This window comes from uncultured Pelagibacterium sp., from assembly GCF_963972885.1.
GTDB lineage: Bacteria > Pseudomonadota > Alphaproteobacteria > Rhizobiales > Devosiaceae > Pelagibacterium > Pelagibacterium nitratireducens.
In genome coordinates, this window is record NZ_CAXAXY010000019.1 from 26,620 (window position 1) to 39,649 (window position 13,030).

The window sequence follows — 13,030 nt, forward strand, 5'->3', positions numbered from 1 at the left end:
GGCGGAGCTAGAGGCGATTCTCGATTTCGGCGGAAAGCCCTGCATAATCGGGTGTGCCCTCGAACCTGTCCCCATTGATGTAGAAAGTCGGCGTGCCCTGCAGCCCGAAGTCGTTGAGCGCCTGCTCGCGGGTCGCTTCGATAGCAGCCAACATTTCCTGGTCGGTCAAGACTTCCTCGAACCTTTCCTGTGTAAACCCGAATTGTTCGGCGACTTCGAAGATCGCCTGACGTGGGTTTTCACTCGCAGCCCACACCGTCTGGGTGTCGAAATAGGCCGCGATGACCTCGTTGTACTGCTCACCTGACGCTTCGGCGACCATGAACACGGCGAGATCGAGCACGTTGCGGCGGAAGGGGCGCTGGATGAAGCGGATCTTGCCGGTCTCGATGTATTCTTCTTCCAGTTGGGGGAGAGCACCGGCGTGGAAGGCGGCGCAGTGCGGGCAGGTGGGAGAAATATATTCGACCACAGTCACGCTCGCATCGACGCCGCCCATCGGGCGGTCGGCCAGGGGGGGATTGTTGATCGCGTCGCCATTGATCGGTTCGATTGCCGATCCGTCATAAAGTGCGACATCGCCACTGGCCTCGGGCTCGGCGTCGTTGACGACATTGGCCGTGACTTCAGCCTCGGCACTGGAGTCGCTGCATCCGTAGATGAGGGTGGCAAGTCCGACACTGGACCCGGCGATCAGCAGACTTCTGCGATTGAGCGACAATGGTTTGCTCCTTAATGTCTCAACAAATTACGGCGCACACTACACGGGGCGAATCCGGCGGCAAGGGGGCAAGACGTTCACATGCCGGTGAAATCGGCCTAAAATCGCCCGGCCAGCCGCTTTATCAGCTTCGTTTCCCCAAAACGCCGCGCCCCAGTTTCTCCAGCGCTTCGCGCAGTCCATCGTCCTCGATGGTGCCCGTTTGCGCCTTTATGCTGTCAATGGCAGCGCGGGGCAACGTCTTTGGCGGCTCGGAGCGTTTGGTTTCGGCCACCAACGGCATGGGCGAGAGGCGAACCGAGCCAACGATCAGATAGCCGAAATAGCGGTTTATGGCAGCGGCGATGGCCTGCCCTTCATGGGTCAGCGCCAATCCGTGGCCTTCAAGACACCGCAAATGCAATATCGCCCCTTCGGGATCGGGACGGTCGCGGCGCGGCCACACCAGCTTGTCGGGCATGGAAATCTTGTCCCAGGGCGGTGGCGCGATGGTTTGCCAATGGGCGATCAGATCGCGCCCCGCAAATCCGCGCTTTTTCAGCGCCGGATCGAGTGTCTTGCCGATCATGTCGCCCAGTTGCACCGTGCGGTTGCTGCGCTTTGGCGGTGGAGATTTGCTGGCCATGCTTGCGCCAATGTCCTTTGGCTCTGTAGGTGTTCCATTATGGCCCAGACCGCTTCCACGCAACACTCCGAAATTGCCGCCATCGATGCAGGCGCCGTACTTGACTGGTACGATCGGCATGCGCGCGATCTTCCCTGGCGTGTCTCGCCCGCCGATCGGGCTAGGGGAATAAGGCCCAACCCTTACTTCGTCTGGCTGAGCGAAATCATGCTCCAGCAAACAACCATCGCCGCTGTGCGCAAATATTTCGCGGCTTTCACGAGCCTCTGGCCCACAGTCGAGAACCTCGCCGCTGCTCCGCTCGATGATGTGCTCGTGCAATGGGCCGGGCTGGGCTATTACGCTCGTGCGCGTAATCTTCATGCCTGCGCTGTTGCCATCGTCGACCAGCATGGCGGCGTGTTTCCCTCGACCGCCGCCGCCCTGCGCGATCTGCCCGGCATCGGCGATTACACCAGCGCCGCCATCGCCGCCATCTGCCATGACGAAGTCGTCGCGGTGGTGGATGGCAATGTCGATCGCGTGGTCGCCCGCTATGTCGCCCTTCCCAGCCCCGTGCGTGAGGAAAAACCTCTGGTGCGCGCCACGGTGCAGCAGGCGGTGCCCAAGCGGGCGGGCGATTTTGCCCAGGCCATGATGGATCTGGGCGCCACCATCTGTGCCCCGCGCCGCGCAAATTGCCTTTTGTGTCCACTTGAACCGGCCTGCCTTGGGACAAAAACCGGAGATCCTCTGGCTTTCCCGGTCCCGCCGGCAAAAGTCGAAAAGCCCCATCGGCACGGCCATGCTTTTGTTATCCGCCATCCCGAGGGCAAGGTTTTTCTGCGCCAGCGCGGGCCAAAGGGCATGCTCGCCAAAATGACCGAAACGCCCGGCAGCCCGTGGAGCGATACCGAAACCGCCGCCACCTTTCCCTTTGCCGGAGATTGGCGCGCCGCTGGAGAGGTCAACCACACCTTTACCCATTTCCACCTGACACTGACCGTCTGGTCGGTCACCGCCGACACCCCCCTCGATGAGGGCTGGTGGGCCGAGGAGACGATGCTGGACCGCGAAGCCTTGCCCAGCCTGTTCCGCAAGGTGCTTAAGACTTCGGGCCTTGAATAGCGGCACCCGCAGGGGTGCGCGCCGTGAAACAGTATGGACGAGACGAAGTCGAGGACCCCGGCGAGCGTTCGCCGCGCCGTCGCAGGCGCAACGAAGGGCATAGGGCGATTTTAGCCCGTCATGCCCGCAGTGGTGCACGCCGTGAGATAGAAAAAAGCCCCCGGCAAAACCGGGGGCCAGAATGCCTGACTGATTGGAGGTCGAAATCAGGCAGAAAGCTTGTCGAGCGAAGCGCGTATGCGCTCACGAAGCGTATCGAGGGGCGCCAGTTTGCTACCATCCTCATAGTGCCAGAAGGTCCAGCCGTTGCAGGCTTCAAAGCCCTGAACGAGAGCGCCGACCCTGTGGATTGACCCACTCTTGTCGTCGCTGACCAGTGAACCGTCGACACGAACCACTGCACTATAACGCCTTGCGGCGTCGAAAAGTTTCGTGCCCGGCGCGATCAATCCCTGTTCAATCAGCGAACCGAACGGAATGCGCGGCGCAGAGCGCTTAGGCACAGTGGTTTCAATGGCATTCAAATCGTGCGGTTTGATGGCGGCAATGCGTTTCAAAGCTGCATTTATATAGGCGTTTTCGCGTTCGATGCCGATGAAGTGCCGCCCCAGTTTCTTGGCCACGGCACCCGTCGTGCCCGTGCCGAAAAACGGATCGAGCACCACATCGCCCGGCTTGGTCGTGGCCATCAGCACGCGATAGAGCAGCGCTTCGGGTTTTTGGGTCGGATGGACCTTTTCGTCATTGGCATCCTTGAGCCGCTCGCTGCCCGTACAGATGGGAAACAGCCAGTCGGACCGCATCTGCGTATCGTCATTGGAGAGTTTGAGCGCCTCATAATTGAAGGTGGGGCGGCTCTTCTGGCTGCGCGATGCCCAGATCAGCGTTTCATGCGCGTTGGTAAACCGCGTGCCGCGGAAATTGGGCATCGGGTTGGCCTTGCGCCATACCACGTCGTTGAGCATCCAGAAGCCCAGATCCTGCAGCGCTGCGCCCACCCGAAAAATATTGTGGTACGAGCCGATCACCCAGATCGCGCCATTGGGTTTCAAAATCCGGCGGGCCGCCGCCATCCAGGCCCGGGTGAAGGCGTCGTAATGAGCAAAGCTCTCGAACTTGTCCCATTCGTCGTCGACAGCATCGACCTTGGACTGGTCGGGGCGGGTCAGGCCCTCTTCGAGCTGCAGATTATAGGGGGGGTCGGCAAAGATCAGGTCCACCGAGGCTTCGGGAAGCGCATTCATGTGCGCGATGCTGTCACCAACCAGGATCGTGTCGATGGGGAGGTGGCTTTCTTCAAGCCCCGGCGCGCGTTTCCGCGCCGCTGAACCTGTACGCAACATACTGATAACCCTAACGCAAAACTAACACGCCATTTCTACAGCGTTGGGGTTAAGCGGCGCCTAAATGTTAGGGTTAACTTGGGGTTAAGGCCAATCAGCGCCGCGCCGCGAGCACCGGCGCAAAGCTCATCCGATGCATCTCGCAAGGGCCGTGCGTGGCCAGCGCCTCAAGGTGCAGCGCAGTGCCATAGCCTTTGTGCTGGCCGAAGCGGTAGTGCGGGAGCCCGCTATCCATGATCTGGCACATCCGGTCGCGTACGACTTTGGCGACGATCGACGCTGCCGCAATCGAGAGCGATTTTCCGTCACCGCCGATCACGAACTGTCCCGTGCACGAAAGGCCTTCTGGCACGTCGCGACCGTCGATCAGCGCCAGGTCGGGCCGGACGGGCAGGGCATCGAGCGCTCGGCACATGGCCCATAGGGTGGCGCCGCGAATGTTGAGCCTGTCGATCACCTCGACCGGTGCCGCGCAGAAACCCACCTGCGATGTCGCCACGATCTGGGCAAACAGCGCTTCGCGCCGGTCTTCGGTGAGTTTTTTGGAATCATTGAGCCCTGGAGGGATCGCCTCCGGATCGAGGACGACAGCGGCAGCGACGACTGGTCCCGCCAGTGGCCCGCGCCCGGCCTCGTCGATCCCGGCGACCGTCGCATGGCCTTCGGCCAGCGCAGCGGCTTCCAGCGCATAGCTGGGCGCATCGGCGACGATTGTTTTCGAATCACTTTGGGGCATGGTTCGAACCAACCCGATTTTCGCGGCCCGATAAAGCCCTTTCACTCGGCGCGGGTCGTCACCCATTGGCGCCGCCACTCCGGCGCTGCGAAGGGTTCAGGCCAGTATTCGGTGATCCTTACGATCCGGTCGTCGGCGCATTCGAAAATCGAGACGACGAAGGCTTTTGCGGTGCCATCGGAAACCTCGGTCTCGGTGATCGCATGCCCACCAGCGCCGATCACCCGCTTGACCTTGAAACTCCATTTTCCATGAGACGGGTAGTTTTCGTTGATCGCAACAAAATCGTCCGCTGAGCCGATCACTTCACCCGACTGCGGCCAGATGATTTCGATATTGCCGGCAAACAGTCCGGCGGCGAGCCCCCATTGGTTGGTGCCCATCCGCCACCAGAATTCCTGTGCCAGCGTTGCCGCGTCTGTCACCCGTTCTCTCCTCGCTCACCTGAAAACGCAGGACATTCCACTCCATAACACTTCGATTTTGGCCTTGGTTCCTGGCCCGTCCGCAATGCCGAACAGGTTTTCGCCGCCAAACTCATGGCCCAGCGTCGATTCAAACGTCTCCACGGGCCCCGCCACCGCCTCGATACCGATCACCGGTGCGCCGATGGTCAGACCGTTGGCAAAACTGGCCGAACTTTCGGCCGACGCCGACCAGCCGACAAACGTCTCGTCCTGAAAATGGAGGGTCACGCCATTGCCGAACCGCGCGAAATCGATCGGACCTGCTCCACACTCCTCCATGCGCCCCTGCTCAAGAGCCCCGCCCCACAGCTTTATGGCCGATTTCACCGTGTCGGTCCGGCTGGTCACATTCATACCGATATGAACGGAGTCATAGGCCATTTCCGCATCCAGCCCGCCTGGCGCCAGATAGAGAGTCGGGCTCTCCTGTGCCCACCCCACCCCCATCGGCATGGCCAACACAACCATCCACGCCAGTCGCCTTCCAGCCATTTCCGATGATCCTTTACTCGGGATCGTTCGATCCTATCAGAACAGGCTCAGTTGCGCTGTCTCCTTTTGCGGGTGCGCAAAAAGGTCGGATCGCAACGGCATTGAATCCTCCTCCAACCCGAGTCGGGCAGCGGCCTTTTCAAACCGTTGCTGCATCAACACGGCATAAGGCCCCTCGCCGGTAAAGCGCGACCCGAACCTGGGATCGTTGTCGCGCCCGTCGCGATAGTCGCGTACCAGGTTCATCACGTGCTTGACCTTGTCGGGGTAGGTCTTGAGCAGCCACTCGCGGAAAATATCACGCACTTCGCCGGGCAGACGCAGAAGGATCATCGAAGCCGTCGTCGCCCCCTGCGCCTTACCCGCATCGAGAATGCGTTCAAGCTCATGATCGTTGACCGCCGGGATCATCGGTGCCGCCATGATCCGGGTCGGAATGCCGGACTCGGACAGCAGCTTGATGGCCTCGAGACGCCGTGAGGGCGTCGAAGCCCTTGGCTCCATGAAGCGCGACAGCCTGTGATCCATCGAGGTTACCGAAATGCCGACCGAAACCAGTCCCAGCTTGTTGAGCTTGGTCAGAATATCGAGATCGCGCACGATCAGCGCCGATTTGGTGACGATGGTCACCGGATGTTTCGCTTCCAGCAACACCTTGAGCACCGAGCGCATGATCTTGTATTTGCGCTCCAGCGGCTGATAGGGGTCGGTGTTGGTGCCGATGGCGATGGGTTTCGGCTTGTAGCGCGGATTGGCCAGTTCGGCCCGCAGCAATTCGGCGGCGTTGACCTTCACATAGATGTCGCGCTCGAAATCGATCCCCGCCGAATGGCCGAGATAGGCGTGGGTCGGCCGCGCAAAGCAATATGAACAGCCGTGCTCACATCCGCGATAGGGATTGATCGAGCGGTCGAACCCGATATCGGGTGAAACATTGCGCGTGATGATCGATTTGGCGCGTTCGATATGCTCACGCGTCTCGAACCCTTCCTCGGGTTCCGGCTCCCAGCCATCGGCAAACATCTCGCGCTTGTGCGCTTCGAACCGCCCGCTTTCATTGCTCGCCGCACCGCGCCCGCGCAGCTTTGGCGTCTCCAGCATGGGACGGCTCAAAAGGTCGACGTCGCGCGTGCCGAACAGGCGGCGGCGCGCTTCGCTGTGGCTTACATTGGGTCCTGTTTCGGCCATGGCCGGTGCTCCCATCGGAAAGATACAGGAACAAGCCGAATCGCGGCCCGTCCGTTCCATTAACCCTAGCGAAAGGAATGGAACGAAACAAGAACAAAGATGATTGGAGCGCCCTATTCGGCGAGGCGCGGCATCACTTCGATAAAATTGCACGGCACGTGCCGGCTGTCGAACTGGTATTTCAGGATCGCCTCCCACGCATCCCGGCATGCCCCGCGCGATCCCGGCAGGCAAAAGACGAACGTGGTGCCGATAAGCCCGGCGGTGGCCCGCGACTGGATCGATGAGGTGCCAATGGTCGTGGCCGAATACTGGTGAAACAGCACCGAAAACCCGTCCATGCGCTTGTCGAACAAAGGCTCCACGGCCTCCGGCGTTACATCACGCCCCGAAAAGCCCGTTCCGCCGGTCGTCAGCACCACATCGATGCCGTCTTCATTCACCCAGGCCTTGACCTGATCGGCGATGGCCGCCTTGTCATCGGTGACCACCGACCGCTCGAACACCCGATGCCCCGCGCCCTCGATCATCTCCTTGAGCAGTGCGCCTGATGTGTCCGTTTCGAGCGTGCGGGTGTCCGAAACCGCCAGGATGGCGAAGGTAACGGGCACGAAGGCATGACTGTCGTCGATCTTGTAGGGAAACATCGCTCAACCTTGCTGCGGTTCGGAACCCTCGGTAGCAGGGGCCTCGCCAGTGTTTTCGTCGAACTCGAACTCGTTCTCTTCCGAACGGGGGTCGAGATTGAGTGTCTCGCCCGTCACCAGCCGTTCCGAGGGCATGGCCTGGAAAGGTGCACGGTCTTCGGCGGGCGCTGCATCGCGGATGCGCATCCGGAAGAAGGCGGTCGCGGCAAGCGCGCCATGAAATGCCACCGGAACCATGAACAGCGCGACCGGTCCCATCCACTGCATGGTCAGCGAGGCGACAATAGGCCCCAGCATCTGTCCCGAACCCAGAACCAGCAGCATGCCCGAAGCAATCTTGGCAAAGCTGCCATCGTCGGCAAAATCGTTCGCATGCGCCACGGCGATGGCATAGAGCGAATAGGCGGCCAGCCCGTAAAGGGCGAACAGAAGATAGAGCAGGGCGTTTTCGCCGGGATTGAACACAATCGTCAGAAGGCCCGCCACCGCCCCGATGATCGCAACGCCCATCATCACCTTGCGCCGGTCGATCCTGTCCGAAAGCCGCCCCAGCGGCACCTGCGCAATCGCGCCCGCCACAATCGCCAGACTTATCAGATACGCAATTGTCGCCGTCGAAAACCCGCGCTCTATTCCATAGACGGGTGCCAGCGTGCCGAAGGCGCCATTGGCCATGCCCACCGAAAAAGCCGCGACAACGGCGATGGGGGACGTCTTGTAAAGCACGACCACATCCAGACTGACCGTCTGCAGGGGCGCCGGCTGCGGCGTGCGGGTAACGGCGGTTGGCAAAACCGCTGCGATGTAGGCAATGGCGGCCAGAACGAACGGAATAAATCCGGCCACGCCCGTCACCGCGATAATCATCTGCCCGGCGGTCGATGCAAACAGCGTCACGCTCACATAGATCGAGAACGTGGTGCCCCGGCTTTCATTGTCCGATACCTCGTTGAGCCAGCTTTCCACCACCATGGCGGCTCCGGCAAAACAGAAACCCGAAAAGATGCGCAGGAAAATCCACGCGGCGTCGTGGATGAAAATGAGATTGAGCAGAATGGTCATGCAGGCGATGGCCGCCATGACCGCATAGGCGCGGATATGGCCCACCCGTCGCACCAGATGGGGCACCGAAATCGAGCCCGAAATGAACCCGATGGACCAACCCGTCCCGATCAGGCCCAGCGCCAGCAGCGAAAATCCCTCTTCCGCCCCGCGTACGGGCAAAATAAGCCCGTGCATCCCCCCGGCGATCATCAGCAGGGCGGACGACATCAAGAGCGCGGAAATCTTGACCATTTGCGACATGGGGGACCTTGGATGGTTCTCTTGTTGCGGCGCAGGTTAGCGTGTTCGTCCGGGTGTGCCTACCGCGCAAACGTGACCGGATTGCAATTCGTTTCGACAAAAGCCGAAAAATTGTCCTTGCGCTTGTCACGCTTTGGAAACGCGGCTAGCGATAGCATGGATTTTCCTGCCCCCGCGCCATCATAATTCTCCCCCGAAAGCGTCTTCCGGTGTCCGAGCCCGCCCTGTCCCCGTCCGCAAAAAATACACCCCAGGCGCCGCGCCGGAATGTCATGCTGGGCATCGGGCTCAAGGTTGCCTCGGTGTTCGTGTTCGTGGCCATGAGCGCCATCGTCAAGGGCGCCGAGGGGGTGCCGGTCGGTCAGTTGATCTTTTTCCGCTCGGCTTTTGCCCTGGTGCCGGTCTTTCTCATCCTGGGGCTGCGCAGACAATTGGTGGATGGCTTCAAGACCACCCGGCTGGGGTCTCATATCTTTCGCGGCGTTCTGGGCACGTCCGGCATGATCCTGATTTTCTTCGGCCTGACGCGCCTGCCGCTACCCGAAGCGATAACCATCAACTACGCAACGCCTCTGTTCATCGTCATCTTCTCGGCCGTGTTCCTGCGCGAAAAGATCAGGCTGTTCCGCTGGAGTGCGGTGGTCGTAGGGCTGGTGGGAGTCATCATCATCATGTGGCCGCGTCTCACCTTCCTCTCGAGCGATGCCGAAACCCTCGGTCCTCAGGCGCTCGGAGCGCTTTCCGCTTTTGCTGCCTGCATGGTTTCGGCGACGGCCATGCTCACCGTGCGCAATCTGGTCAAGACCGAGCGCAGCGCCACCATCGTCATCTATTTTTCTCTGGTCAGCACCGTTATCGGCTTGGCCTCGATACCCTTCGGCTGGGTGCCCTTGAGCCCTCAAGAGGCTCTGATTCTTATGGGTGCGGGAATTTGCGGTGGTATAGGGCAAATCTTTCTCACCGAAAGCTATCGCCACGCCGAACTGACCACCGTCGCTCCGTTCGAATATTCCTCGATGATTCTCTCGATCGCCATCGGCTTTCTTGTGTTCAGCGAGGTGCCGACCATCGAAATGCTGATCGGCGGCAGTATCGTCACCGCCGCCGGAATCTTCATTATCTACCGCGAACACAGGCTCGGTCTCGACCGCGCCAAAATGCGCAAAGTGTCCAGTCCTGTCTGAAGTCTTATCCGAACATCAGCGTCCGGTGGCACGCCGCGCCCGCCATTGCTCCGTCTCCTACCGCCAGCGGCACCGATCCTGCCGCCCGCGCCGCGTCTCCGCAGGCAAAGACATGGGGCACACTGGTCTGTTTCATCTCGTCGGTCACGATCTGACGGCCATTGGGCAACTCCTCGATGGCGCAGCCCAACTGTTCGGCAATGGGACTCGATGGTGCAATGATCGAGGCAACGAACAGTCCGTCGAATGAGAGAACCCGCCCGTCGGTGAGCCGCACATCGGCCCGGCCGGTGATCTCGGCGATCGTGCCGGTTTCAAGCGCCGTACCTCGGGTCGCCAACTGGGCCAACTGCTCGGCGTCGGGCTCGAAACTGGCGTTGGGCAAAAATGTCGTTTGCCCCCAATCGGGAAGCATCAGAGCGTGATGCATGGAAATGGGGCCAACCCCGATCACCCCGATTTGCCCCTGGTCCAGTTCATAGCCGTGACAATAAGGGCAATGGAACACGCTCTGCCCCCATCGCTCCTTGAGGCCGGCGATCTCGGGCAGGGTGTCGGTCACCCCATGGGCAAGGATCAGCCGTCTGCCGACGAAATCCCGCCCATCGTCCAGCGTGACCCTGAACCCATCGGCGCTCTTTTCTGCACCTGCCGCATCGCCTTCGACCCAGGACAGGGTCGGATAGGCCGCCAGTTGCACGCCGCCCTGGGCTGCGATTACGTCCGGCGCCACCCCGTCCTGCGTCAGAAACCCATGAGAATGGCTTGCAAACCGGTTGCGCCGCTTGCCGCCATCGATGACCAGAACGCTGCGCCGCGCGCGGACCAGGGGAAAGGCGGCGGACATCCCCGCATAGCTGCCGCCGATAATGATGACGTCGTATGTCATGTCGTACCTCGATCGCTGACCGACCCCGCAACCGGCGGGGCCATCTTGTAACGTCACATATTACGTAATGTAATGAGTTACAAGATATCGATCAAGCGAAAGTGGCTATTGGGGCAGGTATTTGCGCCAATTGTGCTGTTCGACAAAGCCGAGAACGTCGCGGATTTTCCGGTTCGAGATCGGCGCTTCGTTGGTCCCCATCTCTTTTACGATCGGCGTATTGGGCGCCCATTTGGCCAGAATCTCGGCGGTGGGTTCGTCCGCGGTGATCGTGTCGTTGACCGCATTGAACACCTCAAAGCCAAGTCCGTCCTTTGCGATGCAAAGATCGACAATCTGTCCCAGATCGCGCGCATCGATATAGCTCCAGGCATTGCGCTTGCGCGAAGCGGGGTCGGCAAGGAAGGAATTGAACTTCGGGTATTCATGCGGCTCGATCACATTGCCGATCCGCAACGCATAAATATCGGCGCCCGAGCGCATCGCGAACGCCCGCGCCGTCTTTTCGTTGACGACCTTGGACAGCCCATAGCTGTCCATCGGGTCGACGTCATAATCCTCCTCGAGCGGAAAGCGGTGGTAGTCTTTGTCGCCTTCGGCAAAGCAGACCCCATAAGTCGTCTCGCTCGAAGCGATGATGATCTTTCTGATCCCCAGCTTCACCGCCGCTTCGATCACATTGTAGGTCGAAACGGTATTGGCCTGGAACGTCACATTGTCGGGCTTGAGCAGAATGCGCGGCACCGCGGCAAAATGGACGACCGCATCGACCGGGGCAGGGCCATTCCCGCTCGCCAGCCCCTCGAATCCAAAATGCATCGAAAGCGCGTTGAAGGCCTCGCCGCTATTGGTCAGATCGGCCGAAAGCGTATTGACGTCCGGATGATCAAGCGGCTGCAGGTCGATATTGAAGACTTCGTGTCCCTGATCGAGCAGATAAGGAACAACATGACGGCCGGCTTTCCCGCTCCCACCGGTAAAGACGATGCGTTTGCCCAATTTGAAAATCCTTCTGGCTAGAGCGCTTCCAGGATAAGTGGGTCCCACTTATCCGGTTCGGAAGCACGACAAAACAAGGGTCTAGAGCAATTGAAGCGATTCGAAGAAGCGCTGAAATGCTCTAACTTTCCAGCGCTGCCTTGACCGACAGCAGGTCGGTCCAGGCAAGCCGTTTGGCCGCCGGTTGGCGCAACAGATAGGCCGGGTGCAGCGTTGCCACGGCCCGCATGGAATGACTGCCCACGCTAAGGTCACGCCATTGCCCGCGCAGTCGGGTTATGCCCGTGTCGGTCTCGAACAGCGTCGATGCCGAAGCGCCGCCCAGCGCCACCAGCACCTTGGGCGCCACCAATTCGATCTGCCGATAAAGAAACGGCAGGCACACAGCCACTTCCGATGGCGATGGCGTGCGGTTTCCCGGTGGCCGCCAGGGCACCGTGTTGGCGATATAGACCTTGGTCCGATCCAGCCCTATGGCGCCCAGCATCCGGTCGAGCAATTGCCCTGATCGGCCCACGAAGGGCTTGCCCTGCAAATCTTCCTCGCGTCCCGGCGCTTCGCCCACCAGCATGATCTCGGCATCCGGATTGCCATCGGCAAACACCAGATTGGTGGCCCGCAATTTCAGCCCGCACCCGTCAAAGGTTTCGAGCATGCCACGCAATTGCTCCAGACTCGTTGCGCTCGACGCCATCGCCCGCGCTTCGCCGGGGTCCACATCGGCCGGCCCGCCCGCTACGGGCAGGGGCGGGGTAGGGCGCTGCTGGGTGGCTTGCGGTACAATCGACGGCGCGGCCCGCCGCTGGGCAGGCGCCGGCTTGATTGCCGATTGCGCAAACCGGTCCACCGGTGTCTCGCCAACCGCGATATCGACCCCCGCCGCGACGTACCAGTCGAGCGTGGCCAGAATTTCTTCACGATTTAGCTGTCGATTTGTCATGTCGCTTTTTGTTATGTCACACCGCGACCCATGCTTCCACCTCACTTGGGAATGACTGATGGCCGATGCGATCGAACGCGAGATGATGGAGACCGGCATTGTGATTGTCGGCGCCGGCCCGGCGGGGTTGTCCGCAGCCATAGCGCTGAAACAGAAATCCCCCGATCTCGAAATCGTCGTCGTCGAGAAATCCGCAGACATCGGCGGTCATATCCTTTCAGGTGCCGTTATGGATCCTGCTGGTCTGGATGCCCTTATCCCAGATTGGCGCGAAAAAGGCGCTCCGGTCGGCCCCGACGTCACCGAAGACAGCTTCGTCTATCTCACCGAAAAATCCGCCATTCCCTTCCCCCACGCCCTGATCCCGCCGATCATGAAGACCAGGGG

At 60.6% G+C, this 13,030-nt stretch carries 15 protein-coding genes; 3 read left to right on the forward strand and 12 right to left on the reverse strand.

Going from position 1 to position 13,030, the window contains the following annotated elements; all coding sequences use genetic code 11:
- Positions 1 to 7: 7 nt before the first annotated feature.
- Entirely contained in the window at positions 8 to 721 is a 714-nt protein-coding gene (locus tag AACZ55_RS05375) for a thioredoxin domain-containing protein (protein WP_338607552.1), read from the reverse strand.
- Between the two features lie 124 nt (positions 722 to 845).
- The gene (locus AACZ55_RS05380) at positions 846 to 1,346 is read right to left on the reverse strand and encodes a hypothetical protein (RefSeq protein WP_338607551.1); all 501 of its coding nucleotides are present in this window, start codon (positions 1,344 to 1,346) and stop codon (positions 846 to 848) included.
- A gap of 39 nt (positions 1,347 to 1,385) precedes the next feature.
- Here AACZ55_RS05380 and AACZ55_RS05385 point away from each other — a divergent pair, with 39 nt between their 5' ends.
- A complete protein-coding gene (locus tag AACZ55_RS05385; protein ID WP_339643913.1) occupies positions 1,386 to 2,453 on the forward strand; it encodes an A/G-specific adenine glycosylase in 1,068 nt (355 codons plus the stop codon).
- Between the two features lie 206 nt (positions 2,454 to 2,659).
- Here the strand turns inward: AACZ55_RS05385 and AACZ55_RS05390 are convergent, their stop codons facing one another.
- The 7 genes from AACZ55_RS05390 to AACZ55_RS05420 form a co-directional block, all read right to left on the reverse strand.
- The gene (locus AACZ55_RS05390; RefSeq protein WP_338607549.1) at positions 2,660 to 3,796 is read right to left on the reverse strand and encodes a site-specific DNA-methyltransferase; all 1,137 of its coding nucleotides are present in this window, start codon (positions 3,794 to 3,796) and stop codon (positions 2,660 to 2,662) included.
- Positions 3,797 to 3,890: 94 nt separating this feature from the next.
- Entirely contained in the window at positions 3,891 to 4,532 is a 642-nt protein-coding gene (locus AACZ55_RS05395) for a ribonuclease HII (RefSeq protein ID WP_339643917.1), read from the reverse strand.
- Between the two features lie 41 nt (positions 4,533 to 4,573).
- Positions 4,574 to 4,957, reverse strand: a complete 384-nt coding sequence (locus tag AACZ55_RS05400) for a hypothetical protein (RefSeq protein ID WP_339643920.1) — start codon at positions 4,955 to 4,957, stop codon at positions 4,574 to 4,576.
- A 15-nt stretch (positions 4,958 to 4,972) separates the two neighbouring features.
- Positions 4,973 to 5,491 carry a hypothetical protein gene (locus AACZ55_RS05405; protein ID WP_339643923.1) on the reverse strand — a complete coding sequence of 173 codons (519 nt, stop codon included), beginning with the start codon at positions 5,489 to 5,491 and terminating at the stop codon, positions 4,973 to 4,975.
- A gap of 36 nt (positions 5,492 to 5,527) precedes the next feature.
- Entirely contained in the window at positions 5,528 to 6,592 is a 1,065-nt protein-coding gene (locus AACZ55_RS05410; protein ID WP_339643946.1) for a PA0069 family radical SAM protein, read from the reverse strand.
- Between the two features lie 200 nt (positions 6,593 to 6,792).
- Positions 6,793 to 7,326, reverse strand: coding sequence for a molybdenum cofactor biosynthesis protein B (gene moaB / locus AACZ55_RS05415; RefSeq protein WP_339643926.1), 534 nt, complete (start codon positions 7,324 to 7,326; stop codon positions 6,793 to 6,795).
- A 3-nt stretch (positions 7,327 to 7,329) separates the two neighbouring features.
- Complete coding sequence (locus tag AACZ55_RS05420; RefSeq protein ID WP_339643929.1) at positions 7,330 to 8,631, reverse strand: MFS transporter; 1,302 nt, start codon at positions 8,629 to 8,631, stop codon at positions 7,330 to 7,332.
- Between the two features lie 272 nt (positions 8,632 to 8,903).
- Here AACZ55_RS05420 and AACZ55_RS05425 point away from each other — a divergent pair, with 272 nt between their 5' ends.
- Positions 8,904 to 9,815, forward strand: coding sequence for a DMT family transporter (locus AACZ55_RS05425; protein ID WP_339643932.1), 912 nt, complete (start codon positions 8,904 to 8,906; stop codon positions 9,813 to 9,815).
- Positions 9,816 to 9,819: 4 nt separating this feature from the next.
- Here AACZ55_RS05425 and AACZ55_RS05430 read toward each other — a convergent pair whose 3' ends face one another.
- The 3 genes from AACZ55_RS05430 to AACZ55_RS05440 all read right to left on the reverse strand — a co-directional run bounded on the left by AACZ55_RS05430 (position 9,820) and on the right by AACZ55_RS05440 (position 12,643).
- Complete coding sequence (locus AACZ55_RS05430) at positions 9,820 to 10,704, reverse strand: NAD(P)/FAD-dependent oxidoreductase (protein WP_338607542.1); 885 nt, start codon at positions 10,702 to 10,704, stop codon at positions 9,820 to 9,822.
- A gap of 105 nt (positions 10,705 to 10,809) precedes the next feature.
- Positions 10,810 to 11,703: an NAD(P)-dependent oxidoreductase gene (locus AACZ55_RS05435; RefSeq protein WP_338607541.1), complete on the reverse strand. Its 894-nt coding sequence runs from the start codon at positions 11,701 to 11,703 to the stop codon at positions 10,810 to 10,812.
- 121 nt (positions 11,704 to 11,824) lie between these two features.
- Positions 11,825 to 12,643, reverse strand: coding sequence for a uracil-DNA glycosylase (locus AACZ55_RS05440; protein ID WP_339643936.1), 819 nt, complete (start codon positions 12,641 to 12,643; stop codon positions 11,825 to 11,827).
- A gap of 58 nt (positions 12,644 to 12,701) precedes the next feature.
- Here AACZ55_RS05440 and AACZ55_RS05445 point away from each other — a divergent pair.
- Positions 12,702 to 13,030 (forward strand): NAD(P)-binding protein (locus tag AACZ55_RS05445; protein ID WP_339643939.1); only part of this gene is annotated, 329 nt, incomplete at its 3' end.

What these genes read in the sequence shown, in the direction of transcription:
- AACZ55_RS05380 (WP_338607551.1), bottom strand. Translation starts at nt 1,346, where the DNA reads ATGGCCAGCAAATCTCCACCGCCAAAGCGCAGCAACCGCACGGTGCAA.
- AACZ55_RS05385 (WP_339643913.1), top strand. Translation starts at nt 1,386, where the DNA reads ATGGCCCAGACCGCTTCCACGCAACACTCCGAAATTGCCGCCATCGAT.
- AACZ55_RS05390 (WP_338607549.1), bottom strand. Translation starts at nt 3,796, where the DNA reads ATGTTGCGTACAGGTTCAGCGGCGCGGAAACGCGCGCCGGGGCTTGAA.
- AACZ55_RS05395 (WP_339643917.1), bottom strand. Translation starts at nt 4,532, where the DNA reads ATGCCCCAAAGTGATTCGAAAACAATCGTCGCCGATGCGCCCAGCTAT.
- AACZ55_RS05405 (WP_339643923.1), bottom strand. Translation starts at nt 5,491, where the DNA reads ATGGCTGGAAGGCGACTGGCGTGGATGGTTGTGTTGGCCATGCCGATG.
- AACZ55_RS05410 (WP_339643946.1), bottom strand. Translation starts at nt 6,592, where the DNA reads ATGCTGGAGACGCCAAAGCTGCGCGGGCGCGGTGCGGCGAGCAATGAA.
- moaB (WP_339643926.1), bottom strand. Translation starts at nt 7,326, where the DNA reads ATGTTTCCCTACAAGATCGACGACAGTCATGCCTTCGTGCCCGTTACC.
- AACZ55_RS05420 (WP_339643929.1), bottom strand. Translation starts at nt 8,631, where the DNA reads ATGTCGCAAATGGTCAAGATTTCCGCGCTCTTGATGTCGTCCGCCCTG.
- AACZ55_RS05425 (WP_339643932.1), top strand. Translation starts at nt 8,904, where the DNA reads ATGCTGGGCATCGGGCTCAAGGTTGCCTCGGTGTTCGTGTTCGTGGCC.
- AACZ55_RS05430 (WP_338607542.1), bottom strand. Translation starts at nt 10,704, where the DNA reads ATGACATACGACGTCATCATTATCGGCGGCAGCTATGCGGGGATGTCC.
- AACZ55_RS05440 (WP_339643936.1), bottom strand. Translation starts at nt 12,643, where the DNA reads ATGACAAATCGACAGCTAAATCGTGAAGAAATTCTGGCCACGCTCGAC.